This is a genomic window from Clostridium sp. JN-1 (assembly GCF_003718715.1).
Lineage (GTDB): Bacteria > Bacillota > Clostridia > Clostridiales > Clostridiaceae > Clostridium_AV.
The window spans coordinates 354,952-381,770 of record NZ_CP033465.1; the positions used below are offsets into that span (position 1 = coordinate 354,952).

Annotated in this window: 17 protein-coding genes, 3 tRNA genes and 3 rRNA genes; 19 read left to right on the forward strand and 4 right to left on the reverse strand. The window is 33.8% G+C overall.

Translation table 11 applies throughout. From position 1 onward, the window contains the following. The first annotated feature begins 229 nt into the window (after positions 1–229). The 7 genes from EBB51_RS01750 (at position 230) to EBB51_RS01780 (ending at position 8,287) form a co-directional block, all read left to right on the forward strand. A complete protein-coding gene (locus EBB51_RS01750) occupies positions 230–1,675 on the forward strand; it encodes a sigma 54-interacting transcriptional regulator (RefSeq protein ID WP_123052865.1) in 1,446 nt (481 codons plus the stop codon). A 279-nt stretch (positions 1,676–1,954) separates the two neighbouring features. Further along, the gene (locus EBB51_RS01755; RefSeq protein WP_123052866.1) at positions 1,955–3,406 is read left to right on the forward strand and encodes a 4-hydroxyphenylacetate 3-hydroxylase family protein; all 1,452 of its coding nucleotides are present in this window, start codon (positions 1,955–1,957) and stop codon (positions 3,404–3,406) included. A gap of 57 nt (positions 3,407–3,463) precedes the next feature. Continuing rightward, complete coding sequence (locus EBB51_RS01760) at positions 3,464–3,745, forward strand: NifU family protein (protein WP_123052867.1); 282 nt, start codon at positions 3,464–3,466, stop codon at positions 3,743–3,745. Positions 3,746–3,751: 6 nt separating this feature from the next. After that, entirely contained in the window at positions 3,752–4,018 is a 267-nt protein-coding gene (locus tag EBB51_RS01765) for a hypothetical protein (RefSeq protein WP_123052868.1), read from the forward strand. A gap of 14 nt (positions 4,019–4,032) precedes the next feature. Then, on the forward strand, positions 4,033–5,340 hold the full coding sequence (locus tag EBB51_RS01770) for an acetyl-CoA hydrolase/transferase C-terminal domain-containing protein (protein ID WP_123052869.1): 1,308 nt from the start codon (positions 4,033–4,035) through the stop codon (positions 5,338–5,340). A gap of 172 nt (positions 5,341–5,512) precedes the next feature. After that, the gene (locus EBB51_RS01775) at positions 5,513–6,880 is read left to right on the forward strand and encodes a hypothetical protein (RefSeq protein ID WP_123052870.1); all 1,368 of its coding nucleotides are present in this window, start codon (positions 5,513–5,515) and stop codon (positions 6,878–6,880) included. A 291-nt stretch (positions 6,881–7,171) separates the two neighbouring features. Beyond that, positions 7,172–8,287, forward strand: a complete 1,116-nt coding sequence (locus tag EBB51_RS01780; protein ID WP_123052871.1) for a 4-hydroxybutyrate dehydrogenase — start codon at positions 7,172–7,174, stop codon at positions 8,285–8,287. 117 nt (positions 8,288–8,404) lie between these two features. Here EBB51_RS01780 and EBB51_RS01785 read toward each other — a convergent pair whose 3' ends face one another. Beyond that, positions 8,405–8,722, reverse strand: coding sequence for a thioredoxin family protein (locus EBB51_RS01785; protein ID WP_243103933.1), 318 nt, complete (start codon positions 8,720–8,722; stop codon positions 8,405–8,407). Between the two features lie 457 nt (positions 8,723–9,179). Here EBB51_RS01785 and EBB51_RS01790 point away from each other — a divergent pair, with 457 nt between their 5' ends. The 4 genes from EBB51_RS01790 (at position 9,180) to EBB51_RS01805 (ending at position 14,394) form a co-directional block, all read left to right on the forward strand. Next, positions 9,180–10,487: an acetyl-CoA hydrolase/transferase C-terminal domain-containing protein gene (locus EBB51_RS01790; protein ID WP_123052873.1), complete on the forward strand. Its 1,308-nt coding sequence runs from the start codon at positions 9,180–9,182 to the stop codon at positions 10,485–10,487. Positions 10,488–10,849: 362 nt separating this feature from the next. Beyond that, entirely contained in the window at positions 10,850–12,157 is a 1,308-nt protein-coding gene (locus EBB51_RS01795) for an acetyl-CoA hydrolase/transferase C-terminal domain-containing protein (protein ID WP_123052874.1), read from the forward strand. 293 nt (positions 12,158–12,450) lie between these two features. After that, the gene (galE, locus tag EBB51_RS01800) at positions 12,451–13,437 is read left to right on the forward strand and encodes a UDP-glucose 4-epimerase GalE (RefSeq protein ID WP_123052875.1); all 987 of its coding nucleotides are present in this window, start codon (positions 12,451–12,453) and stop codon (positions 13,435–13,437) included. Positions 13,438–13,551: 114 nt separating this feature from the next. Continuing rightward, positions 13,552–14,394, forward strand: coding sequence for a polysaccharide deacetylase family protein (locus EBB51_RS01805; RefSeq protein WP_123052876.1), 843 nt, complete (start codon positions 13,552–13,554; stop codon positions 14,392–14,394). Between the two features lie 65 nt (positions 14,395–14,459). Here EBB51_RS01805 and EBB51_RS01810 read toward each other — a convergent pair whose 3' ends face one another. Both EBB51_RS01810 and EBB51_RS01815 read right to left on the reverse strand, forming a co-directional pair. Continuing rightward, positions 14,460–15,191 (reverse strand): type 1 glutamine amidotransferase, encoded by a 732-nt coding sequence (locus tag EBB51_RS01810; protein WP_123052877.1) that lies wholly within the window; start codon positions 15,189–15,191, stop codon positions 14,460–14,462. Positions 15,192–15,216: 25 nt separating this feature from the next. Next, positions 15,217–16,575 carry a Mur ligase family protein gene (locus EBB51_RS01815; RefSeq protein WP_123052878.1) on the reverse strand — a complete coding sequence of 453 codons (1,359 nt, stop codon included), beginning with the start codon at positions 16,573–16,575 and terminating at the stop codon, positions 15,217–15,219. A 454-nt stretch (positions 16,576–17,029) separates the two neighbouring features. Here EBB51_RS01815 and pckA point away from each other — a divergent pair, with 454 nt between their 5' ends. The 8 genes from pckA (at position 17,030) to EBB51_RS01855 (ending at position 25,577) form a co-directional block, all read left to right on the forward strand. Next, on the forward strand, positions 17,030–18,622 hold the full coding sequence (gene pckA / locus EBB51_RS01820) for a phosphoenolpyruvate carboxykinase (ATP) (RefSeq protein WP_123052879.1): 1,593 nt from the start codon (positions 17,030–17,032) through the stop codon (positions 18,620–18,622). A gap of 107 nt (positions 18,623–18,729) precedes the next feature. Then, entirely contained in the window at positions 18,730–19,563 is an 834-nt protein-coding gene (locus EBB51_RS01825) for an undecaprenyl-diphosphate phosphatase (protein WP_123052880.1), read from the forward strand. A gap of 615 nt (positions 19,564–20,178) precedes the next feature. Further along, a 16S ribosomal RNA gene (locus EBB51_RS01830) occupies positions 20,179–21,691 on the forward strand. Positions 21,692–21,778: 87 nt separating this feature from the next. Then, positions 21,779–21,854: transfer RNA gene (locus tag EBB51_RS01835), tRNA-Ala, on the forward strand. A 3-nt stretch (positions 21,855–21,857) separates the two neighbouring features. Next, positions 21,858–21,934, forward strand: a tRNA-Ile gene (locus EBB51_RS01840). 302 nt (positions 21,935–22,236) lie between these two features. Further along, positions 22,237–25,136: ribosomal RNA gene (locus tag EBB51_RS01845) — 23S ribosomal RNA — on the forward strand. Between the two features lie 235 nt (positions 25,137–25,371). Next, a 5S ribosomal RNA gene (rrf, locus tag EBB51_RS01850) occupies positions 25,372–25,488 on the forward strand. Together the 16S, 23S and 5S rRNA genes with 3 tRNA genes alongside form the textbook arrangement of a ribosomal RNA operon. Before the next feature lie 14 nt (positions 25,489–25,502). Beyond that, a tRNA-Asn gene (locus EBB51_RS01855) sits at positions 25,503–25,577 on the forward strand. Between the two features lie 115 nt (positions 25,578–25,692). Here EBB51_RS01855 and EBB51_RS01860 read toward each other — a convergent pair. Continuing rightward, positions 25,693–26,520 carry a ComEC/Rec2 family competence protein gene (locus EBB51_RS01860; protein WP_243103934.1) on the reverse strand — a complete coding sequence of 276 codons (828 nt, stop codon included), beginning with the start codon at positions 26,518–26,520 and terminating at the stop codon, positions 25,693–25,695. Between the last annotated feature and the right edge of the window lie 299 nt (positions 26,521–26,819).

The window sequence follows — 26,819 nt, forward strand, 5'->3', positions numbered from 1 at the left end:
TATAAAAAAATTAAAGATATAGTTTAAGCTGTTGATAAACATATTTTATCAGCAGCTTTTGAATGTTTAGTCCAAAAGGGCTTTTTTTTGTTTAATTTATTTAATATTGCTGAATATTTTGAATATAAATACAAGCTATGTTATAATTCTATTTAAATAAAAATATAGTTATACATTGAAAATATACATATAGTTGTATATTTTTTAACAATCAAGGAGGAATTATGTTGTGCAAAATAAACATAAATTTGATTTTTGTGATTTAATCAGTGGAGATAAAGAAGTTCTGCAATCTAGAATAAAACAATTTTATGATATTATTGAGTGTTCTTATGATGGTATATATATAACTGATGGACAAGCTGATACTATATTTTTAAATAGGGCATATGAAAAGATAACTGGCATGAAGAAGAAAGAAATGTTAGGAAGAAATATGAAATACCTTGAGAAAAATAGATTTATATCTAAATCATGTACACTTATGGTTTTAAAATATAAAAGGAGCATAACAATTCAACAAAGCTTTAAAACGGGAAAAAAGGTTTTAGTATCTAGCAGTCCTATTTTTGATGAAGATGGCAATATAACTATGGTTGTTACAAATGTTAGAGATGTAACTGAATTATATGAGTTAAAAGAGCAATTGGAAAAAAATAAAAAACTTACTGAGAAGTATTATTCACAAGTAGAGGCTATGAGAAATCAACTCCTGGATTTTTCAGACATTATAGCAGAAGATAATAAGATGTTAAGTATTTTGGAAGTTGCAAAAAAAGTTGCAAAGGTGGATACAACTGTGCTCCTGTTAGGTGAAACAGGTGTTGGAAAAGAAGTAATAGCAAAATATATACACAAAAATAGTAAGAGAAGTGATAAAAGTTTTATAAAGATAAATTGTGGAGCCATACCTGAAAATTTAATAGAATCAGAGTTATTTGGGTATGAGAAGGGATCATTTACGGGAGCAAACAAGAATGGAAAAATTGGTTTGTTTGAATTAGCTGATGCTGGAACAATTTTTTTAGATGAAGTAGGAGAACTTCCACTGAATATGCAGGTAAAGTTACTTAGAGTTCTTCAAGAAGGTGAAATAAGGAGAATAGGTGGAATTAAAAATATCAAAGTAAATGTTAGAGTTATTGCTGCTACTAATAGAAATTTAGAAGAAATGGTAAAGAAAAAGGTTTTTAGAGAAGACTTATATTATCGTTTAAATGTAATACCAATTACTATTTTACCACTTAGAGAAAGAAAAGCAGACATAGAGCCACTCACAAAGCATTTTTTACAGATGTTTAATAAGAAGTATGATTTTAACAAACAAATAACTTCTGGAGCAATAGATTCTCTAAAAAAGTATGAATGGCCGGGGAATGTTAGAGAATTAAAAAATATAATAGAGAGAGTTGTAATCATGAGCCAGGGTGGCAAGATACTTAGAAGTGATTTACCTATCAAAGAAGTTTGGAGCAGTAATAGTAATCAAGTAGGTATTGAGAATAGAAATGTTACATTAAAAGAAGCTGTTGAAAACCTAGAAAAAAACCTTATAGAAAGTGCATTTGAAGAATACGGAAATGTAAGGGCGGCAGCCAAAAAACTTGGAATAAATGCTTCTACTTTAGTTAGAAAGAGAAAAAAGTATAATAACAAATCTATGTTGCAAAAATAAAGTTTGTTGCAATTATGCACTTGGCGGCATAATGTGGGTTTAACCCTATAAGTTATGAATTAACCAAAATTATATATAATTATTGCTGCGATAATGCAACAATTATGACTAATATATCTTGGAAAAGTTTAAGAGACTCCTGATGTTGGTTAAGTGTATTTGACTAACATCAGGAGTCAAGTTATTTTATTTAATAGATTTAAAAGTTTGGCATGGAGTTTGCTAGATATATAAGTGAAAATAAAAAATATATGTTTATTATGAAGGGAAGGGTTTTAAATGGCTTTAATGACAGGAGAAGAATATGTAGAAAGTTTGCGTAAATTAAAGTTAAACGTTTATTTGTTAGGAGAAAAGATAGATAATCCAGTAGATCATCCAATACTTCGTCCATCACTTAATTCAGTAAAGATGACTTATGATTTAGCTCAAATGCCTGAATATGAGGATTTAATGACTGTAAAATCAAGTCTTACAGGAGAAAAGATAAATAGATTTAGTCATTTACATCAGAGTTCAGAAGATCTTATAAAGAAAGTTAAAATGCAAAGATTATGTGGACAAAAAACTGCAGCATGCTTCCAAAGATGTGTTGGTATGGATGCTTTTAATGCAACTTTTAGTACTACTTATGAAATAGATAAAGAATATAATACAAATTACCACAAAAATTTTAATAAGTTTTTAAAGTATGTTCAAGAAAACGATTTAGTTGTAGATGGTGCTATGACAGATCCTAAAGGAGATAGAGGATTATCTCCAAGTAAACAAGCTGATCCGGATTTATATTTAAGAGTTGTTGAAAGAAGACCTGATGGTATCGTAGTAAGAGGGGCTAAGGCACATCAAACTGGTATTTGCAATTCCCATGAGGTTCTAGTTATGCCAACTAGTGCAATGAAGCCTGATGATAAGGATTATGCAGTTGCATTTGCAATACCAACAGATACAAAAGGAATAACAATGATAGTTGGCAGACAATCATGTGATACTAGAAAGATAGAAAAAGATGCTGATATAGATGTTGGTAATAAACAGTTTGGAGGAGTAGAAGCTTTAACAGTATTTGATGATGTATTTGTACCAAACGATAGAATATTCTTAAATGGAGAAACTGAATTTGCTGGAATGTTGGTAGAAAGATTTGCAGGATATCACAGACAAAGTTACGGTGGATGCAAAGTTGGTGTAGGAGATGTATTGATAGGAGCTGCTGCACTTGCTGCAGATTATAATGGAGTTGCAAAAGCATCACACATAAAAGATAAATTAATAGAAATGATGCATTTAAATGAAACACTATACGCTTGTGGAATTGCTTGCTCGGCTGAAGGATATCCAACAAAAGCAGGAAATTATCAAATAGATCTTTTATTAGCTAATGTATGTAAACAAAATGTAACAAGATTCCCATATGAAATAGTAAGATTGGCAGAGGATATAGCCGGCGGACTCATGGTTACTATGCCATCTGAAAAAGATTACCACAATCCTGTTACTGGAAAATATGTAGAAAAGTATTTAGTAGGGGTAGCATCTGTACCAGTAGAAGACAGGATGAAGATATTGAGATTAATAGAAAACATGTGTCTTGGTACTGCGGCAGTTGGTTACAGAACTGAATCAATGCATGGTGCAGGTTCACCGCAGGCACAGAGAATAATGATATCAAGACAGGGCAATTTAGGACAAAAGAAAGCATTAGCAAAAGCTATAGCTAGAATAAAATAAAAAATGGGGGTAAATTTTTTACCCCATCCTCCTAAAAAGTGAGGTGTTTTATTAAGGATGAATGAAAAAATACTTAGTGTAATTGATGAAAAAGTTAGACCGTATTTAAGCAGTCACAATGGAGATATTCAAGTTTTAGATGTTAAAGATGGAGTAGTTAAAATTAAGCTTTTGGGAAAATGCAGCGGTTGTATGTCTGCAAAATATACTGTGCAGGATGTAGTTGAAACTTCATTAAAATCTGAAATCCCTGAAATAAAGAAAGTGGAACTAGTAGATTATTTAAGTGAAGAAACTTTGAATATGGCAAGAAAAATATTAAGTAAAAAACATAGGTGATATGATTTGAATATAGGTGTTAAATATTGTGGAGGCTGTAATGCCAAATATGATAGGAAACAATTTTTATGTTCATTAGAAGAGGATTTTAATTATAATTTTGAAGTAGCTAAAACGGATAAAATTTATGATGTGCTTTTAGTTTTATGCGGCTGTACAAGCTGCTGTGCAGATTACTATGAACTTAAATTTAAATTTGAGAAAATACTTGTAACGTCTAAAGATGATTATTACGCAGTCAAAAGGGCTTTAGATAAATATTCTAATATATAGAAAGGATGATTTTTATGAGTTGGAAAGACATATATGAAAGTAAATTAGTAAGTCCAAAAGAAGCTGTATCTAAAATAAAGTCAAATGATAGAGTAGTTGTTGGTCATGCAGTTGGAGAGCCTTCAACTCTTATTGATGCATTAGTTGAAAATAAAGAAAATTACGAGAATGTAGAAATAGTTCATATGGTAGCTATGGGAAAAGGCGAATATGCAAAAGAGGGAATGGAAAAGTATTTTAAGCATAATTCACTATTTGTAGGTGCTAGTACTAGGAATGCTGTTAATTCAGGTAGAGCAGATTATACACCATGCTTTTTTTATGAAGTTCCAAGGTTATTTAAAGAAGGATATATGAAGGTAGATGCTGCTTTAATTCAAGTAAGTAAGCCTGATGAACATGGCTACTGCAGTTTTGGAGTATCAAATGACTATACTAAACCTGCGGCAGATTGTGCAAAAATTGTAATAGCAGAAGTAAATGAAAATATGCCAAGGACTATGGGAGATTCATTTATACATGTATCAGATATTGATTATATAGTAGAAACTTCCCATCCAATAATAGAATTAAAACAGCCTAAAATAGGAGAAGTTGAAAAGGCTATTGGAAAGTATTGTGCATCATTAATTGAAGATGGTTCAACCTTGCAGCTTGGAATAGGAGCTATCCCAGATGCGGTACTCTTGTTTTTAAATGATAAAAAGGATCTTGGAATACATTCTGAAATGATATCTGATGGAGTAGTTGAACTTGTAAAATCAGGTGTGATAACTAATAGAAGGAAAACTCTACACCCTGGAAAGATAGTCGTAACTTTCTTAATGGGTACAAAGAAATTATATGATTTTGTAAATAATAATCCAATGGTAGAGATGTATCCTGTAAGTTATGTAAATAATCCTACAGTTATAGCGCAAAATTATAAGATGGTTTCTATAAATTCATGTGTTCAAGTAGATTTAATGGGACAAGTATGTTCTGAGAGTATAGGTATGAAGCAAATAAGTGGAGTAGGTGGACAAATTGATTTTGTAAGAGGAGCTAGCATGGCTCAAGATGGAAAGTCAATTATTGCTATACCATCAACGGCAGCTAAAGGAAAAGTTTCTAGGATAGTGCCATTCCTAGACCATGGTGCAGCTGTTACAACTTCAAGAAATGATGTTGATTATGTTGTTACAGAATATGGCATTGCAAGACTTAAAGGTAAAACTCTAAAAGAAAGAGCTAAAGTATTGATAAGTATTGCACATCCAGATTTCAGAGAAGGATTAATAAAAGAATATGAGACTAGATTTAACTGTAAGTTGGAAAATTAAGGACCCCTGGGGTAAAAAGTAAAGGTTGGCATGCCATTTATTCCAACCTTTACTTATAACAAATAATGTATATATCATACAAGTACGTTTATACCACGCAAATATATAATAGTTAATTTGTTTCTTCTTGTCAATGCAATTATGAAAAATAAATTATAGAGGAGAATGTTATATGGCTTATAAAAGAGAGGATGGAAAAGAACAACCGTATTTACCAGCAGGTCCTTTTAAAATACGTGTTCCAGGAATTCACTATAGATTTGAAATATCAGATTATATTCAGGGACTTTTAATGTGTGCAGTATGCCTTTCAGCAATTCCTATGCTTCAGCAGTATCTGGGAATGCCATTTAATGTTGCTTTGGCTATTGTTACGCTTAATGGACTACTTTACTGTGCCCACGTATTTCTAGGTGATCCGGTTGTACCAGGATGGGTTACACCGGCTATACCACTTTTGATGTTATATGTTAGTACTTATCCAATGGGGCCAGAGAGAGTTCAAGCTTTGATTGCATTTGAAATGTCTCTTGGTGTATTAGCTGCTTTCTTAGGTATCACTGGACTTGGCAGAAAAGTAATTTCACTTGTTCCAAATGCTATGCAAGCTGGAATTATAATGGGTGCAGGATTAGCAGCTGTAAATACTGTATTTGGTAAGGGTGGAAAGTTTGAAACTTATCCATGGACTATCACAATATGTATAGGTTTAGGATTTTACTTATTATTTTCAAATCACTTTAAAAGCATAAGAAATAAAAATAAAATATTGAAAGTAATTTCTAATTTAGGTATTTTACCTGTTATGATATTAGCAGTAATTGTAGGACCTATTGTAGGCGAAACTGTATTTCCTCATATTCAATGGGGATTTTCACATCCAGCATACGGTGAACTCTGGAGTAAGTGGACATTTTGGAGTATAGGTTTTCCACCTTTAAAAATGTTCATACAAGCTATTCCTATGGTGCTTTCAGCATATGTAATACTGTTTGGTGAAATGATTCAAGCACAGGCGCTATTAGAAGATGCAGGAAAAGTTCGTAAGGATGAAATTATAGATTACAATCCTAATAGAACTCACTTAATATTTGGATTACGTAATATAGTAATGTCCATTATAGGACCTGATATAACAATGTGCGGACCACTTTGGGCCGCAATGCAAGTTGTTGTATGCGATAGGTATAAACACGGAAGAAAAGCTATGGATTCTATAAACGGAGGAGCAGGCTCATTTAGATTTGGTACTTTAACTGGATACTTCCTCTTACCTATAGTTACTTTAGTTACTCCTATACTTAATATAGCAATGGCACTAACGATGTTAATACAAGGATATGTTTCAGTTAGAATAGGAGTATTAAAAGCTCGTACTATTAATGATCTTGGAATTGCAGGAATTATGGCAGCTGTAATTATAGCAAAAGGAGCAGCTTGGGGACTTGGTGTAGGTATAGTATTATGCTTGCTAATATTACTTGGAAACAAAAAAGAATACGATGTTAATATTTTTAATGATGATAACAAAAGTGCTTAATTAGATTTAGAGATATGTAGGGTTTCTAGATTGCAATTTAACTTACACTTCGTGAAAGTTAATGCATGAACTAGAAACCTTATAATAATTATAATATTAAAATTTAAAAGGGGAATCCATCTCAAAATGTTGAATATATTAAAAAATATATCAAATATAAAAAACATATCATATGATTATTAAAGTGTTATTTATTTGATTATCAAGAACTTTGCTATTACAATTATATATAACGAATAATATACTTGTTATTTGAATATATTAAGTGAATAGATAAGGGAGTGTTATACTATGAAATTACTTCAAGTAAAGCCTCAAATTTTTAAATTTGAGAATTGTAAGGATTTTGCAGATTTTTTCAATATAGGAGAAGGAGATTTTATATTAACTAATGATTATATATATACACCATTCATGGGTTCCTTCAATCTAAAGGCAGATGTTGTATTTCAGGAAAAGTACGGTGCAGGTGAACCATCAGATGAAATGATTAATTCTATCATAAAAACCATGAAAGGCAAAAAATACAAAAGAATTATTGCTATAGGTGGAGGCACTGTTATAGATATATGCAAAATACTTTCTTTAAAGAATACAGGTAATGCAGTTGATTTATATGAGAAAAAAGTTCCTATAGTAAAAGACAAAGAACTTATAATTGTTCCTACTACATGTGGAACAGGTTCTGAAGTTACTAATGTATCAATAGCTGAAATAAAACAAAAACATACAAAGATGGGACTTGCAGTAGATGAATTATATGCTAACTATGCTGTGTTGATTCCTGAATTAGTAAAAGGACTTCCATTTAAATTTTTCGTAACAAGTTCTGTTGATGCATTAATTCATGCTATAGAATCTTACGTTTCACCAAAAGCTAATGTTTACACAGAATTATTTAGCGTAAGAGCTATGGAACTAATTTTAAATGGATACATGCAAATACTTGAAAAGGGTGAAAACTATAGAACTGAAATTATTGAAGACTTTGTTATAGGAAGTAACTATGCAGGTATAGCTTTTGGAAATGCAGGAGTAGGTGCTGTACATGCAATGTCTTATCCTTTAGGAGGAAGCTATCACGTTCCTCATGGTGAAGCAAATTATCAAATGTTTACTGAAGTATTTAAAACATATAATAAAAAGAATCCAAACGGAAAAATTAAAGAAGTAAATAAGATTTTAGCTAATATATTAAACTGTGATGTATCAAATGTATATGAAAGCTTATCAGAAGTTTTAGATAGATTATTAACTAGAAAACCATTAAGAGAATATGGAATGAAAAAAGACGAAATAGAAACTTTCACAGACAGTGTAATATCAGGTCAGCAAAGATTATTGGTAAACAATTATGTTCCACTTTCAAGAGAAGATATGATAACTATATATAGTAATTTATATTAATACAATTAAACTTTATTTTAATGCTGTAAACTGTATAATAAATACCATTATTTATCTCATGTTGACAAGAACACCATTGATCGTCTTATGATTTAAATAATGGTGTACTTTTATATATTATTCAAAAAGCATATTATAGTATCTCCCTATCTTACTATCTACATCCTCAAGACTAATATATTTTGCTTCTCTAATTGTTTCTTTACCTTCAATAAATAAAAGAATAGCAGGTATAGTAAATATATTATAAGCAGCTGAGACTTCAAGAGATTTTTCTATATCTACTTGTGTACTTTTAATTTTCGGATAATCTTTAAGAAGCTCTTCTATCTTTGGTTTCATAGCAGCGCATACATTACAATTATTGCTGCCAAAGTACACCAAAACTATTTCATTATTCTTTAGTAATTCTTTTATATCTTCATTTGTATCCATTACCTTCAAAATATACACCTCTTAAATTGTTTTACGTTATTTATTAATAATTCAATTATAGTCTTATAAACAGCTTCCGGAACATATTTATTGACATTTCCTTCTTTATCAATTATGAATGCTGTTCAAAGAGTCAGTGTAAGTTAAGCTGCAAACTAGAAATCCTATATTATTAACTAGTAGATTTGCAATTCTCTGAGAATTCTAGAGATATTTTCAGATGTAGTTATATATTTAACAAGTATTTGCCTTTAACAGTATAATTTAGGTAAATAAATTTTAAAATCAATTTTGAATAAATAGAAAAATAGTAATATAATTCAATTAAATAGATGATTGTTATACTAAAGTAATTGCGTATTTTTTTACTTATAGTTGTATTTTTTTTAACAATTATAAATGGACAATTGTTCTTTAATTTTATGTATCAATTATATAATTATGAAAGGATGATAATATGAGTTGGGAAGAACTATACAAAGATAAGATTGTAAGCGCAGAGGAAGCTGTATCTAAAATAAAATCAAATGATAGAGTAGTTGTTGGACATGCCGTTGGAGAACCTTCAACACTTATTGATGCAATGGTTAAAAATAAAGAAAGTTATGAAAATGTAGAAATAGTTCATATGCTAGCTATGGGAAAAGGTGAATATGTAAAAGAAGGAATGGAGAAACACTTTAGACATAATTCACTATTTGTAGGTGCTAGTACTAGGGATGCCGTTAATTCAGGTAGAGCAGATTATACACCATGCTTTTTTTATGAAGTTCCAAGGTTATTTAAAGAAGGATATATGAAGGTAGATGTTGCTTTAGTTCAAGTAAGTAAACCTGATGAACATGGCTACTGCAGTTTTGGAGTATCAAATGACTATACTAAACCTGCAGCAGATTGTGCAAAAATTGTAATAGCAGAAGTAAATGAAAATATGCCAAGGACTATGGGAGATTCATTTATACATGTATCAAATATTGACTATATAGTAGAAACCTCCCATCCAATAATCGAATTGAAACAGCCTAAAATAGGAAAAGTTGAAAAAGCTATTGGAAAGTACTGTGCATCTTTGATTGAGGATGGTTCAACCTTGCAGCTTGGACTAGGAGCTATTCCAGACTCAGTACTCTTATTTTTGAAAGACAAAAAAGATCTTGGAATACATTCTGAGATGATATCTGATGGAGTAGTTGAACTTGTAAAAGCAGGTGCAATTACAAACAAGAAAAAAACATTACATCCTGGAAAAATAGTTGTAACTTTATTAATGGGTACAAAGAAACTATATGATTTTGTAAACGATAACCCTATGGTAGAGATGTATCCTGTAAGTTATGTAAATGATCCTACAGTCATAATGCAAAATTATAAGATGGTTTCTATAAATTCATGTGTTCAAGTAGATTTAATGGGGCAGATATGTTCTGAGAGCATAGGTATGAAACAAATAAGTGGAGTAGGTGGACAAATTGACTTTATAAGAGGGACTAATATGGCTCAAGACGGAAAGTCAATTATTGCCATACCATCAACGGCGGCTAAAGGAAGAATTTCTAGGATAGTGCCATTCTTAGACCATGGTGCAGCAGTTACTACTTCTAGAAACGATGCAAGTTATGTTATAACTGAATATGGTATTGCAAGGCTTAAAGGAAAAACTTTGAAACAAAGGGCCAAAGAACTAATAAATATTGCACATCCAGATTTCAGAGAGGGATTAATGAAAGAATACGCTGCCAGATTTAACTGTAAATTTGAGAAATAAAGGTTGACATACAATGGAAACGGCTAGAGCTGCAATACATGGAAAAGGCTTTACTGCAGTTGAAAAAATATAAATGTATAACCCTAGAAATATGTTTTAAAGGATTCTAGAGTTATTTTTAGAAATAGTTATATATTTAACAATCAATTATCCCTAATAGGGTAATTTAGTGGAATAAAAAGTAAAATCAATTTTGAATTAATAGAAAAATAGGAATACAATTTAGTTAAGAGGTAATTTTTATAGTAAGATAATTATGCGATTTTTTGATTATAATTGTATTTTTTTTAACAGTTATAGTATAGATAGGCAATTACTCTTTAATTTTATGTATCAATTATAATTTATGGAGGGATTACGATATGAGTTGGGAAGAATTATGTAAAGATAAAATTGTAAGTGCAAAAGAAGCTGTATCTAAGATAAAATCTGGAGACAGAGTGGTTTTAGGACCTGCTGTTGCAGAACCATTGGAATTAGTTAGAGCAATGGTAGAAAATAAAGAACAATATAGGAATGTAGAAATAGTTCATATGTTGGCCATGGGTGAAAGTCCATATGCACAGCCAGGTATGGAAAAATACTTTAACTATAATTCATTCTTTGTTGGTAAAAAGACTAGAGATGCAGTTAATTCTGGAAGAGCAGATTATACGCCTTGTTTCTTTTATGAGTTACCCAAACTATTTAAGGAAGGATATTTGCCTGTAGATGTTGCACTTATTGAATTAAGTGTACCAGATAAACATGGATTCTGTAGTTTTGGAGTATCAAATGTTTATGCTAAAGCTGGAGCAGAATGTGCTAAAATTGTAATTGCAGAAATAAATGAAAATATGCCAAGGGTTATGGGAGATTCATTTATACATGTATCTCAAATAGATTATATGGTAAAGGTTTCTTATCCAATACCAGAAATAAAACCAGCTAAAATAGGAGACGTAGAAAAAGCAATAGGAAAGTATTGTGCATCCTTAATTGATGATGGTTCAACCCTTCAACTTGGTATAGGTGGTATTCCAGATGCAGTGCTTTTATTCCTAAAAGATAAAAAAGATTTAGGTCTGCATACAGAGATGTTATCTGATGGAGTAGTTGAATTAGTAAAATCTGGGGTTATTACAAACAAGAAGAAGGCTCTTCATCCTGGTAAAGCAATTGCATCATTTTGCATGGGAAGCAAAGCATTATATGATTTTATAGATAATAATCCGATGGTTGAAGCATATCCAGTAGACTATGTAAATGATCCTACAGTTATAATGCAAAATTCTAAAATGGTATCTATAAATTCTTGTGTTGAAGTAGATTTAATGGGTCAAGTTTGTGCTGAAAGTATAGGTACAACACAAATAAGCTCAGTAGGTGGACAAATTGACTTTATAAGAGGAACTAGTATGGCTAAGGATGGAAAGTCAATTATTGCAATGACATCTACAGCTGCTAAAGGAAAAGTATCTAAAATAGTTCCATTTTTAAAGACAGGTACTCCTATTACAACATCAAGAAATGATGTTCAATATATAGTTACAGAATATGGTATTGCTCAGCTTAAAGGAAAAACTTTGAAACAAAGGGCTAAGGCTTTGATAAATATTGCACATCCAAACTTTAAAAAAGAATTGATAGATTCATACGAAAAGAGATTTAATTGTAAATACGAGGAATAAGTATAGAGAAGAATTAATTGCTTCATATGAAGAAATTTTTAAATGCAAATATGAAAAATAAAGTGCATGGTATTCAACTTATAGATTAACTTTATCTACTAGGACATAAGTTAATTTATAAATGGAGACGCTGCATTTTTACAATGCCAGTTATTAGATTTAATATAAATAGGAGTGTTAATAAATTAAAATTTTATTGAGCACTCCTATTTGTTTATTAACGCAGCAATTTAGGGTATTATGATATAATTAATGATAAGTAACAAATAATGCTATAAGGGAGAGATAATTATATGTCAACTTTGGTATGTGGAGGAGCTGGCTACATAGGAAGTCATATGGCAGCTTACTTAATAGAAAATAATAAAGACGTAATAGTATTAGATAATCTTGAAAAAGGACATAAAGAAGCTGTTGATGCTGCTCATACAAAATTTTACTTGGGAGATTTAAGAGATAAAGAAATTTTAGATAGGGTTTTTAGCGAAAATAACATAGATTCAGTAATAGATTTTGCTGCATATTCTCTAGTTAGTGAGAGTGTCCAAAATCCTTTGAAATACTTTGAAAACAACATAAGTTCTGCTGTTAATCTTTTGGAAGCAATGAAAAATCATAATGTTAAGTACATAGTATTTTCATCTACAGCTGCAACTTATGGTGAACCAGAAAGTATTCCAATAGTTGAAACGGACAAAACATGCCCGGTAAATCCATATGGAGAATCAAAGCTTGCTGTTGAAAAAATACTTAAATGGTGTGATAAGGCTTATGGTATTAAGTATACTGCACTTAGATATTTTAATGCAGCTGGAGCACATGAAAGCGGAAAAATTGGAGAAGATCATAATCCAGAATCTCACTTGATTCCTATTATTCTTGAAGCTGCTTCTGGAAAGCGAGAAAAAATAAAGATATTTGGAGATGATTATGATACACAGGATGGAAGCTGCGTTAGAGATTATGTACATGTGACAGATTTAGCTTCTGCTCACCTTCTTGCACTAGAAAGACTTAAAAGAGGAGGAGAAAGTTCAGTATATAATCTTGGAAATGGAAAAGGATTTTCTGTAAAAGAAGTAGTTGAAATGGCTAGAAAAGTTACAGAAAAAAGTATAAAAGCTGAAATTGCAGAAAGAAGACCAGGTGATCCTGCAATTTTAATAGCTTCTTCTGAAAAAGCTAAAAAGGAACTGGGATGGAAGCCAAAGTATGATTCTCTTCAGAGTATAATAGCTACTGCATGGAAGTGGCATGAAAGTCATCCTAATGGATATTAATGATTAAGTTTCATAAGATGGTATGTAATTACTAGACATGAATTTAGTTACTATAATCATTTATTGAATAAAGGTTAATATATATATATGGATTAAATAAGAGAAGGTGTTTCTATGAAAAAAGTTGTTTATTCATTTATATATAGTGCCTTTATTTTTTTATTGTTAGTTACTTTTATGTTTACACCATTTAAAATTAAAGATGAAAAATATTCTCCTGAAAGAAATGATAATCTACTAACTTCAAATTCAGTAAATGAAAAACATGAGCCACCGCTAACCAATACTGTACCAATGTACGAAAAGGAAGTATTCTTAACTTTTGATGATGGACCATCTGTAAATAATACTAAAAAAATATTAAAAGTTTTAAAGGACAATGATGTAAAAGCTACATTTTTTGTAGTTGGAATTAAATCAGAGGAAAATCCACAAGCCTTAAAGGAAATAAGTGACAGCGGCATGAGTATAGGTATACACACTTACTCACATGATTATAAAAATGTTTATGAGAATGTAGATTCTTATTTAAAGGACTATGAAAACTGTAAGATTAGTATAAATAAGATAACAGGTAAAAATCCAATAAATTACGTAAGACTGCCTGGTGGGTCAACTAACCAGACTACAAGTAAAGATAATATAAGGTGTATTACTAGTGCTTTAAATAAAGTAGGTATAAATTATATTGATTGGAATGTTTGTTCTGGGGATGCCGAAAGTCATGTAGTTGCTGTAGACAAAATTAAAAACAATGTTATGACACAATGTAAAAATAAAAAGGTTGCAGTTATACTAATGCATGATACATACTATAAGTATTTTACCGTAGAAGCTCTTCCAGATATAATAAAATATTTAAAAAGTGAAGGATTTGTTTTTAGGACGTTTGATGACCTGACGAAGGAAGAAGAAAATAAAATGATGAAGGAAGGTATAATAAATAAAAAACTATAGATATAAAATCAACTTATTAATATTACTAATAAGTTGGTATTATATCTATAAACTTGATTTTCAGTTTATTTTTTTGATTTTTCTCTATTTATAATAAATTCTTTAGCCTTAATTTCAAGAGTATCATTTATTGGTTCTAAGTTTACATCCTTATTGTATTTACTAGATAAGGCAGAGGATATTAATCTATCAGCTAGTTCTGGATTTTTTGATAGTAATGATCCATGAAAATAAGTGCAAAAACAATTTTTGTATATACAGCCTTCATAGCCATCTTCACCATTATTTCCATATCCGGCAATAACTTTTCCAAGAGGCTTTAAGCTGCCTATATAGGTTCTGCCAGAGTGGTTTTCAAAGCCTACATAGTATTCTTTAAATTCTTCATTGAAGATGACAGTATTACCTATAAATCTAGTGTCTCCACCTTTTGTATATATGTCAAGTATGTTAAGCCCTTCGAGTTCTTCCCCTTGAGGAGTAGTGTAGTATTTTCCAAGTAATTGATATCCTCCACATATAGCTAAGAATATCTTATTATTGTTTATGTATTCAACTAAACCTGATTTTTTGGTTTGATTTAAATCGTCAGAGACTATAGATTGTTCATAGTCCTGTCCTCCTCCAAAAAATGTTATATCATATTTTTGGGGTTCAAATGGATCACCTATAGAAACATTAAATACGTTAACTTTTATATTTCTTTTTTCTGCTCTGTACTTTAATATAAGTATATTTCCTATGTCACCATATACGTTTAATAAGTCTGGATACAAATGACATATATTAAGCTCCATTAGATTACACTCCTTTATTAACTATTTACCAAAGTTTTTTAATATAACCTTTGGAATTTAGAAATTTTCTAAAACTTATCATGGCAGTATAAGTAGCAAGTACATATATTGTGCCATTGCCGCAGGAATTTATTTCATGTAATAATTTTTCATAATCATTACACATAATAAATTTTTCATCTGGAATTCCAGCTACTTTTAGTCTTACTGCCATATCGTAAAGTCTTATACCTGAAACCATGATCTTATCAATGTTGAATGTAGATAACTTCTCAAATTTAACATCCCATATCCAAGATACATCTCTGCCATCAGCATAATTATCATTTAAAAGTACGCATAAATTAAATGCTTTTTTGTTTAAACCTATTGTATTTATAGCTTGATCATATCCAGCTGGATTTTTAACAAGAATTATATTTAAGTTTTTGTTATCTATTTCTATAGTTTCTTGTCTTCCAAAACTGCTCTGCTGATTCTTTAATGAGTGAAATATAATAGGGTCTTCTATACCGCATACTTTTGATACTGAATAAGCACATAATGCATTATATATGTTATAAGTCCCAGGTTGATTTATGTAATACTCCTTATTATTTATTACAACCAGCGAACCTTGAGGAGTTTGCTCTTTTATTTCTTCTACGGCGTAATCTAAATTAGGTCTTTTATAACCACAGTTTTCACAATAAAAGTCACCAAGGTGATTATAAGTTAAATAGTTGTATTTATATGGACTTTTACACTTTTTACAAAACTTTGCATCTGCATTGATATCAACGGTCTTAACATTATTCGTTGAACATTTAAAACCATAATATAATGTTCTATTAGGAAGTCCTAGATCACCTAGTAATGATTCATCTCCGTTTAAAACTAAGTTTGTCATTGGAACATTCTTAATACCACTTACTATCTTTTGCAAAGTTGTATATACTTCACCATATCTATCAAGTTGGTCTCTGAATAAGTTAGTTATAGTTACAACCTCAGGTGTTACAAACTTAGTAAATAATCTTACGTTAGCTTCATCACATTCAATGACTGCATACTTTGTTTCAGAACACCTTGCAAAAGAAAAATGCTCCACAAAACAGGAAACTATTCCTGGAAGCATGTTTGCACCCGTGTTATTTGTAATAACATGTTTTTCGCTGTCTTTTAAGATATGATATATCATACTAGTGGTTGTAGTTTTTCCGTTAGTTCCAGTAACGAGTATAACTTTATAATCTTTACATATACATTTTAATATGTTCTTATCTATTTTTAGAGCTACTTTTCCAGGAAAATTAGTACCGCCTTTAAATAATGCTTTTGATAGTTTTATTATAACTTTAGAAATAACTATACTGAAAAAAGATTTTATATTAATTTTTAACACCACCCTTTTATATAAATAAAAGTATTAATCTAAATTTTACATGCAGCCCTTAAATATTATAATACAATATTGACTTTTTTACATCACTAAAATTATAATCTAAGGTTTAACTTCTAGGGATTTAGCTCTTAAATTCCAGTAAAAGTCGAAATAAACACCTTTCTTGGTGATAAGTCACAAAATATTAAATATAAATCATATTTTTATGTATAAGTTTCAGGAATATTCGAATAAAATAGGTGTATACAAAAACAATAAAATAGTATATCATTTATATTAAATAGTGCAGCACTTATATCTTACACAGAAGTATTTATAGGGTTTCTAGTTCATGCGTTAACTTATATGCAGGACTGTATATATTTCCCGGAGTGTAAGTTAAGCTGCAACCTAGAAATCCTATACAATGTGCTGTAATGTAAAATTATTTTATTAGTAATTTGGGGGTAGTAATATGTGTACCGATTTAAATTATTTAAATATAAAAGAGTATAAAAATTTATATCAGAACTTATCTGTAAGTGAGCTTGTTGAGCTTTCAATAAAAAGGGGGGAAGGCAAGTTATCAGATACTGGGGCACTCGTTATAAATACAGGTAAGTATACGGGAAGATCACCTAAGGATAGATTTATAGTTAAACAAAAAAGTACTGCTCACCAAGTTAATTGGGGAGATGTAAATTTACCTATTAGTGAAGAAGTATTCAATAATTTGTATAAAGATGTTATTCAATATTTAAAAGATAAGGACTTATTTGTGTTTAATGGATTTGTAGGGGCAATTAAGGAATATTCTTTACCTATAAAAGTAGTATGTGAGTATGCTTCTCAAGCATTATTTTCAACTAATTTATTTAGAAAACTAGATTTAGATGAAATAGATAACTTTAAAGCTGAATTTAGTATAATATCTGCACCAGGATTTAAAGCTAAAGGCAAAGAAGATGGGATAAACTCAGAGGCTTTTATTATAATAAATTTTGATAAAAGGATAGTTCTTATAGGCGGAACAAGATATTGTGGAGAAATAAAGAAAGCTGTATTTTCAATTATGAATTTTTTATTACCTAAGAAACATGTTATGCCAATGCATTGCTCTGCTAATATTGATGAAAATCAAAACACAACTATTTTTTTTGGACTATCTGGTACGGGGAAAACTACTTTGTCTGCAGATCCCTTAAAAAAGCTTATAGGCGATGATGAACATGGCTGGAGTGATAAAGGTGTATTTAATTTTGAGGGAGGATGTTATGCTAAGACTATAAGATTGGATAAAGATAAAGAAAAAGAAATATATAATGCTATAAAGTTTGGAACTGTTCTAGAAAATGTTGTGGTTAATTCTCATAGACAAGTTGACTACAATAATAATAAGTATACTGAAAATACAAGAGCAGCTTATCCTTTAGAGTATATAAAAAATGTTAAAGAGGATGGAATTGGGAAAGTTCCTAAGACTATAATATTTTTAACTGCAGATGCATTTGGAGTAATACCACCTATATCAAAATTAAGTAGAGAAGCTGCTTTATACCATTTCATATCAGGATATACAAGTAAAGTTGCTGGTACAGAAAGAGGTATAGTAGAACCTAAAGTTACTTTCTCTGCTTGTTTTGGTGAGCCATTTATGCTTCTAGATCCATATGTATATGCCAAACTTTTAGGAGAAAATATAGACAAGTATGGTACACATATATATCTTGTGAATACAGGATGGTTAAGTGGGGGATTTAAAAAAGGAAGTAGAATAAAATTGTCATATACTAGAGCTATGATAAATGCAGCCATAGATGGAAAACTTGAAAAAGTTAAGTTTGTAGAGCATCCAATATTTAAAGTTTTGGTTCCACAAGAATGTCCAGGCGTTCCTAGTTATATTTTAAATCCTATTAATACTTGGGAAAACAAAAAAGATTACATTGATAAGACAGTATATTTAGCACATAAGTTTGAAGAAAATTTTAAAAAATTCAAGCACGTACCTGAATCTATTATAAATGCAGGACCAGCTGCGCCTAATGATACAGTGAAGTCTGCATAATATTTAATGTATTCCTATATATTCATGCTTGTGTAAGTATAAATAAAGATAGTATAATAATGATTATTGTTGATAAATAAAAATGTATTAGAGAGTGAGTGTGAAAAATGGATTTTATACTTATATTTAAAGCTATAATAATAGGAATAGTAGAAGGTATAACAGAGTTTCTACCGATTTCATCAACAGGACATATGATTATAGTAGAAAATTTAATAAACTTTAAAGCTCCTATGTATCCTAAAGCATATATAGATATGTTTGATGTTGTAATTCAACTTGGAGCAATACTAGCAATTGTTGTTTTATACTGGCAAAAGATCAAAGGTTCACTATTAAATATTAAACCAGGAAAATGGGGATTTAAGCTTTGGTTTAATATGCTAGTAGCTTTTATTCCCGCAGCTGTATTAGGATTTTTACTTAATGATATTATTAAGGCAAAGTTATTTAATTCTTTTACTGTAGCATGTGCATTAGTTGTAGGCGGTTTTTTGATGATTTTTATGGAGAATAAGTACAGAAAAGGAAACACGATAAGAGATATAGATGATGTAAATATTGTACAAGCATTTAAAATAGGATGCTTCCAGTGTTTATCGCTGTGGCCAGGTATGTCTCGTTCTGCATCTACCATAATGGGAGGATGGGTAAGCGGATTGAATAACTCTGCAGCAGCAGAATTTTCATTTTTCCTAGCTATCCCAACAATGGTTGCAGCTAGTGGATATTCATTATTGAAAGTAAAAATTGCAATGAATGTTTCTCAAATTGAAGCACTAGTTGTAGCTTTTGTCGTAGCATTTATTGTAGCACTTATAGTTGTTGATAAGTTTATAAACTTTTTAAAGAGAAAACCTATGAGAGTATTTGCTGTATATAGAATATTTGTTGGAATTCTTATACTGGTACTTACATTTACCAAAGTATTAACAGTTTAATTTTAAGGCAGTATTTTAATAAGAAAGAGATGAAGTTTTGAAACTTCATCTCTTTTTGGTACTGAAGATATTATCAACATTTTTGAGAGAACAGGACATAGGACAGAGAAGGAGGATTTTTTATAGCTCGTTTCACTAAAGCGAAACATTGCTAACTTATATAAATTTAAGGATTTTTTTGCGTTAGCAAAAAATTAACCTTCATTGTCCTCTGTCCTCTGTTTTTTATATTATGAATTTCAGTTAATATACGTTTCCTAGTGTATCTTTATATATAAAGGAGAGCATTAAGGAGAAATAGTAAAAATAATAAGTTATAAATCAATTTAATGAGGACAAATTATTCTTGCTTTAAATACATTTGTGATAAAATAGTTCATGTCGTCAAAACACATCATGCTTAAGTTCATAAAACTTTTGAAAGATGATGTTGACAACTTTTCTTAGATGTGATATTCTAAGAAAGCCATGTAAGTGGTAATGAACTTTGAAAATCAAACAGAGAAGAGAATAATAAACCAGCAATTCTTTTGAAAGCTGTGGAAACAGCTTAAAAGTAAGTAAATGAGCTTAAATTGAACTTGAAACTCTGGAAAGAGTTTATATATAAGAAATTAAATTGAGAGTTTGATCCTGGCTCAGGACGAACGCTGGCGGCGTGCCTAACACATGCAAGTCGAGCGAGAGAAATTCCTTCGGGAATGGATCTAGCGGCGGACGGGTGAGTAACACGTGGGCAACCTGCCTCAAAGAGGGGGATAGCCTCCCGAAAGGGAGATTAATACCGCATAAAGTTATTTTATCGCATGGTAAAATAACCAAAGGAGAAATCCACTTTGAGATGGGCCCGCGGCGCATTAGCTAGTTGGTAAGGTAACGGCTTACCAAGGCAGCGATGCGCAGCCGACCTGAGAGGGTAATCGGCCACATTGGAACTGAGAGACGGTCCAGACTCCTACGGGAGGCAGCAGTGGGGAATATTGCACAATGGGCGAAAGCCTGATGCAGCAACGCCGCGTGGGTGATGAAGGTTTTCGGATTGTAAAGCCCTGTCTTTTGGGACGATAATGACGGTACCAAAGGAGGAAGCCACGGCTAACTACGTGCCAGCAGCCGCGGTAATACGTAGGTGGCGAGCGTTGTCCGGATTTACTGGGCGTAAAGGGTGCGTAGGCGGATATTTAAGTGGGATGTGAAAACCCCGGGCTCAACCTGGGGACTGCATTTCAAACTGGATATCTAGAGTGCAGGAGAGGAAAGCGGAATTCCTAGTGTAGCGGTGAAATGCGTAGAGATTAGGAAGAACACCAGTGGCGAAGGCGGCTTTCTGGACTGTAACTGACGCTGAGGCACGAAAGCGTGGGTAGCAAACAGGATTAGATACCCTGGTAGTCCACGCCGTAAACGATGAGTACTAGGTGTAGGAGGTATCGACCCCTTCTGTGCCGCAGTAAACGCAGTAAGTACTCCGCCTGGGAAGTACGATCGCAAGATTAAAACTCAAAGGAATTGACGGGGGCCCGCACAAGCAGCGGAGCATGTGGTTTAATTCGAAGCAACGCGAAGAACCTTACCTAGACTTGACATCCCCTGAATTACCTGTAATTAGGGAAGCCCTTCGGGGCAGGGAGACAGGTGGTGCATGGTTGTCGTCAGCTCGTGTCGTGAGATGTTAGGTTAAGTCCTGCAACGAGCGCAACCCTTATCATTAGTTGCTACCATTAAGTTGAGCACTCTAGTGAGACTGCCCGGGTTAACCGGGAGGAAGGTGGGGATGACGTCAAATCATCATGCCCCTTATGTCTAGGGCTACACACGTGCTACAATGGTGAATACAGAGAGATGCAAACCCGCGAGGGTGAGCCAAACTTCAAAATTCACCTCAGTTCGGATTGCAGGCTGAAACCCGCCTGCATGAAGCTGGAGTTGCTAGTAATCGCGAATCAGAATGCCGCGGTGAATGCGTTCCCGGGCCTTGTACACACCGCCCGTCACACCATGAGAGTTGGCAACACCCGAAGTCCGTGGGGCAACCGTAAGGGGCCAGCGGCCGAAGGTGGGGTTAATAATTGGGGTGAAGTCGTAACAAGGTAGCCGTAGGAGAACCTGCGGCTGGATCACCTCCTTTCTAAGGAGTCGTAAGATAGTTAATTCTATCTTAAAAGACTGGTTTAATATCGATACTCTGTTTGATTTATATTGTTCTTAATTATATGGGGGTATAGCTCAGTTGGGAGAGCATCTGCCTTGCACGCAGAGGGTCAAGAGTTCGAGTCTCTTTATCTCCACCATAAGGGCTTATAGCTCAGCTGGTTAGAGCGCACGCCTGATAAGCGTGAGGTCGATGGTCCGAGTCCATTTAAGCCCACCATTTGTTCTTTGAAAATTGCACAGAGAAAATAAGTTAAAAGTAAAGCATATTCATGTATATTTATTCTAAAAAGAATATTTATGCTGAATAAAGATTAATATAATTAATCGTACTTTGTAGAATTAAAAGATTCTTATAGTTATAGTTGATGTAATAATATATCAACTATGAAACAAAAATTAATAATAGCGAGCAAGACAATGAAAAACTTGAGTGAGGAGCGGAATTTACTTATGTAAATGAGCACCGCAGGGAGAGTTTTGAAGCAGTATTGCGAAGCTAGTAGTAATTTTTAACTTAAAGGTCAAGCTACAAAGGGCGCATGGTGAATGCCATGGCACCAGGAGTCGAAGAAGGACGTGATAAGCTGCGATAAGCTTCGGGTAGGCGCAAATAGCCTGTGATCCGGAGATTTCCGAATGGGGAAACCCACATGACTAACGTCATGTACTTTAAACTGAATTCATAGGTTTATAGAGACAAACCCGGGGAACTGAAACATCTAAGTACCCGGAGGAAGAGAAAGAAAAATCGATTTCTTAAGTAGCGGCGAGCGAAAGAGAAAGAGCCCAAACCAGGAACTTGTTCCTGGGGTTGCGGGTAGATCATAAACACTTTTATTTCCTAATTGAAGAGAGCTGGAAGGCTCCGCCGCAGAAGGTAAAAGCCCTGTAAATAAAAAGAAATTTAAGTTAGATCTATTCCAGAGTACCACGAGACACGTGAAACCTTGTGGGAAGCTGGGAGGACCACCTCCCAAGGCTAAATACTACCTGGTGACCGATAGTGAAGCAGTACCGTGAGGGAAAGGTGAAAAGAACCCCGGAAGGGGAGTGAAATAGAACCTGAAACCGTGTGTCCACAACCGGTCGAAGCACATTTAAGTGCGACGGCGTGCTTTTTGTAGAACGAGCCAGCGAGTTGCGGTATGCAGCAAGGTTAAATACTTAAGGTATGGAGCCGAAGGGAAACCGAGTCTGAATAGGGCGACTAGTTGCATGCTGCAGACCCGAAACCGAGTGACCTATCCATGGACAGGATGAAGCGGAAGTAAAATTCCGTGGAGGTCCGAACCGCGTTGGTGTTGAAAAACCATGGGATGAGCTGTGGATAGCGGAGAAATTCCAATCGAACTCGGAGATAGCTGGTTCTCCTCGAAATAGCTTTAGGGCTAGCGTCGAGATTGAGTAATGGAGGTAGAGCACTGAATAGGCTAAGGGCTGAAAACAGTTACTGAACCTTATCAAACTCCGAATGCCATATACTCGTATCTCGGCAGTCAGACTGCGAATGATAAGATCCGCGGTCAAAAGGGAAACAGCCCAGATCATCAGCTAAGGTCCCAAAGTGTAAGTTAAGTGGTAAAGGATGTGGGATTTCTAAGACAACTAGGATGTTGGCTTAGAAGCAGCCACTCATTTAAAGAGTGCGTAATAGCTCACTAGTCGAGAGATCCTGCGCCGAAAATGTCCGGGGCTAAAACTTACCACCGAAGCTATGGACTCGAAAGAGTGGTAGAGGAGCTTCCTGTATGGATTGAAGCTGTACCGTAAGGAGCGGTGGACTGTACAGGAGTGAGTATGCTGGCATAAGTAGCGAGAAATAAGTGAGAATCTTATTGGTCGAAAACCTAAGGTTTCCTGGGGAAGGCTCGTCCTCCCAGGGTTAGTCGGGACCTAAGCCGAGGCCGAAAGGCGTAGGTGATGGACAATTGGCTGACATTCCAATACCGCCAGCTTCCATTTGACAGATGGGATGACGCAGGAGGATAGGATGTGCACACTGTTGGATGTGTGTCTAAGCACTTAGACGTGCCCAGAAGGTAAATCCGCTGGGATTAGTTGAGGTGTTACAGGGATTTCTTTTCTAAGAAAGAAGTATCCGATTCCACGCTGCCAAGAAAAGTCTCTATGGAGGAAACTGGTGCCCGTACCGCAAACCGACACAGGTAGGTGAGGAGAGAATCCTAAGACCATCGGAAGAATTGCTGTTAAGGAACTCGGCAAATTGACCCCGTAACTTCGGGATAAGGGGTGCCGTCCTTACGGACGGCCGCAGAGAATAGGCCCAAGCAACTGTTTAGCAAAAACACAGGTCTCTGCTAAAGCGAAAGCTGAAGTATAGGGGCTGACGCCTGCCCGGTGCTGGAAGGTTAAGGGGAATACTTAGCGCAAGCGAAGGTATGAACTTAAGCCCCAGTAAACGGCGGCCGTAACTATAACGGTCCTAAGGTAGCGAAATTCCTTGTCGGGTAAGTTCCGACCCGCACGAATGGCGTAATGATTTGGGCACTGTCTCAACAGCAAATCCGGCGAAATTGTAGTGCAAGTGAAGATGCTTGCTACCCGCAGTTGGACGGAAAGACCCCGTAGAGCTTTACTGCAGCTTAACATTGAGTTTCGGTATTGTCTGTACAGGATAGGTGGGAGACTTAGAAACTAGGGCGTCAGCCCTAGCGGAGTCATCCTTGGGATACCACCCTGACAGTACTGAGATTCTAACCGGAGGCCATGAAACTGGCCACGGGACATTGTTAGGCGGGCAGTTTGACTGGGGCGGTCGCCTCCTAAAAAGTAACGGAGGCGCCCAAAGGTTCCCTCAGAACGGTTAGAAATCGTTCGAAGAGTGCAAAGGCAGAAGGGAGCCTGACTGCGACACATACAGGTGGAGCAGGGACGAAAGTCGGGCTTAGTGATCCGGTGGTACCTCGTGGGAGGGCCATCGCTCAACGGATAAAAGCTACCTCGGGGATAACAGGCTGATCTCCCCCAAGAGTCCACATCGACGGGGAGGTTTGGCACCTCGATGTCGGCTCGTCGCATCCTGGGGCTGAAGTAGGTCCCAAGGGTTGGGCCGTTCGCCCATTAAAGCGGCACGCGAGCTGGGTTCAGAACGTCGTGAGACAGTTCGGTCCCTATCCGCTGCGGGCGCAGGAAATTTGAGAGGAGCTGTCCTTAGTACGAGAGGACCGGGATGGACTGACCTCTGGTGTACCAGTTGTTCCGCCAGGAGCACGGCTGGGTAGCTATGTCGGGACGGGATAAACGCTGAAAGCATCTAAGCGTGAAGCCCACCTCAAGATTAGATTTCCCATAGCGCAAGCTAGTAAGACCCCTTGAAGAACACAAGGTTGATAGGTCAGAGGTGTAAGCATGGCAACATGTTCAGCTGACTGATACTAATAGGTCGAGGGCTTGACCAAATTAACTAAAATCGTTTAATTTAACTTTTAACTTAACTATACTGTGCAATTTTGAGAGAACAAATTCTCAATAAAAATGATATACAATATGTATCAATTAACAATAAAAATCGATAGAAGCGAACAGTACAAGGAAAAACTTGAATGAGGAGCAGAATTTACTGTGATGTAAATGAGCACCGCAGAGAGAGTTTTGACGCAGTAATGTGAAGCTTATAGCAATTTTTAAAGTTAATCTGGTGGTAATGACGTAAAGGTAACACTCCTTCCCATACCGAACAGGTAGGTTAAGCTTTACAGTGCCGATGGTACTTCAGGGGAGACCCTGCGGGAGAGTAAGTCGCTGCCAGGTGTAAAACATATTGTTCCGCGATAGCTCAACGGTGGAGCATTCGGCTGTTAACCGAAGGGTTGAAGGTTCGAATCCTTTTCGCGGAGCCATTTTTATTTTTTGTAAAAGTTGATATATGTAGCTGTAGAATTAAGAAAGAGTACTTAATTTTACAGCTTTTATTTTTAGATGTGTTTAAGTATAGTGTTGATTTTGAAATACTGTCTAATATTTGAATATTTTATTACCATCGCTGAGTAATATAATATTTCCATCTAGATCTGTTCTATATACTTGGATATTCCTTTTCTTTAATTCTTTTAAAGTCTTTTTATGCGGATGCCCGTAATCATTGTTCTTACCGCAGCTTATGACAGCAATCTTGGGGTCTGACTTATCTAAGAATTCTTCTGATGAAGATGAATTACTTCCGTGATGACCAACCTTTAATATATCACAAGAAATGTCGATATTGTTATCAAGTATTTCTTGTTCACTTAGCTTCTGTGCATCTCCCATAAATAAAAACTTACAATTCTTGTATGATAGTTTTATTACAGCTGAATAATTATTTAAATTTTCATAAGTGCTGCTATTTGGAGCTATTATACTGCAGTTAACATCTTTACCTAAATCTAAAGTTATTCCTGATTTAGCTTCATATATTTTCATATCTTTATTTCTTAATGCAATTACCATATCTTCAAATGACTTTGTATTTGTAATTACTTTTGGTGCATAAAAGTTATCAGTAGAATATCTTTTTATCACAGCAGGCATTCCCCCTATATGGTCTTCATGTGGATGAGTAGCTATAACGTAATTTAACTTCTGTATTTTTTGTTTGTCTAAAAATGAAATCAACTTATCAGTATTTTCATTGGGACCTGCATCTATAAGCAAATTTTTATTATTGACTTGAATTAATATGCTGTCACCTTGACCTACATCAATGTAATTTATTTTAAGATAATTCTTATTTACATTTGATGAAGTTTGAATATGAGTACAGCCTACAGCGGCAAAAGTAAAGATTAAAAATATAACTATGATTTTAAGATATCGTTTATAAAGATTTATAATAATCACTTCCCAAAACTTTTAAATAGGTAGATATTAGTAATATTTACAAGTCATCTGGTTTTAAACAGCTAAATTTATAAAAGTTTGCTAAATTAGATGAATATTTATTTTAAGCTCCTACATTTGATGTTAGCATTTAATATATGAATATATAGTGCCAATCTTGAGAAAAAAAATCCTTTTTCACGGAAAAATCACCTAAAATGATAATAGCATAAAATATCCTACAAAAATATGAAAATTTATATTTGCTTATACAGAATAAAAAT

Excerpts from the sequence above, each read along its gene's own strand:
- galE (WP_123052875.1), top strand. The coding sequence starts at position 12,451 with ATGTCAACTTTGGTATGTGGAGGAGCTGGCTACATAGGAAGTCATATG.
- EBB51_RS01760 (WP_123052867.1), top strand. The coding sequence starts at position 3,464 with ATGAATGAAAAAATACTTAGTGTAATTGATGAAAAAGTTAGACCGTAT.
- EBB51_RS01755 (WP_123052866.1), top strand. The coding sequence starts at position 1,955 with ATGGCTTTAATGACAGGAGAAGAATATGTAGAAAGTTTGCGTAAATTA.
- pckA (WP_123052879.1), top strand. The coding sequence starts at position 17,030 with ATGTGTACCGATTTAAATTATTTAAATATAAAAGAGTATAAAAATTTA.
- EBB51_RS01770 (WP_123052869.1), top strand. The coding sequence starts at position 4,033 with ATGAGTTGGAAAGACATATATGAAAGTAAATTAGTAAGTCCAAAAGAA.
- EBB51_RS01805 (WP_123052876.1), top strand. The coding sequence starts at position 13,552 with ATGAAAAAAGTTGTTTATTCATTTATATATAGTGCCTTTATTTTTTTA.
- EBB51_RS01790 (WP_123052873.1), top strand. The coding sequence starts at position 9,180 with ATGAGTTGGGAAGAACTATACAAAGATAAGATTGTAAGCGCAGAGGAA.
- EBB51_RS01775 (WP_123052870.1), top strand. The coding sequence starts at position 5,513 with ATGGCTTATAAAAGAGAGGATGGAAAAGAACAACCGTATTTACCAGCA.
- EBB51_RS01785 (WP_243103933.1), bottom strand. The coding sequence starts at position 8,722 with ATGGATACAAATGAAGATATAAAAGAATTACTAAAGAATAATGAAATA.
- EBB51_RS01810 (WP_123052877.1), bottom strand. The coding sequence starts at position 15,191 with ATGGAGCTTAATATATGTCATTTGTATCCAGACTTATTAAACGTATAT.
- EBB51_RS01780 (WP_123052871.1), top strand. The coding sequence starts at position 7,172 with ATGAAATTACTTCAAGTAAAGCCTCAAATTTTTAAATTTGAGAATTGT.
- EBB51_RS01795 (WP_123052874.1), top strand. The coding sequence starts at position 10,850 with ATGAGTTGGGAAGAATTATGTAAAGATAAAATTGTAAGTGCAAAAGAA.
- EBB51_RS01825 (WP_123052880.1), top strand. The coding sequence starts at position 18,730 with ATGGATTTTATACTTATATTTAAAGCTATAATAATAGGAATAGTAGAA.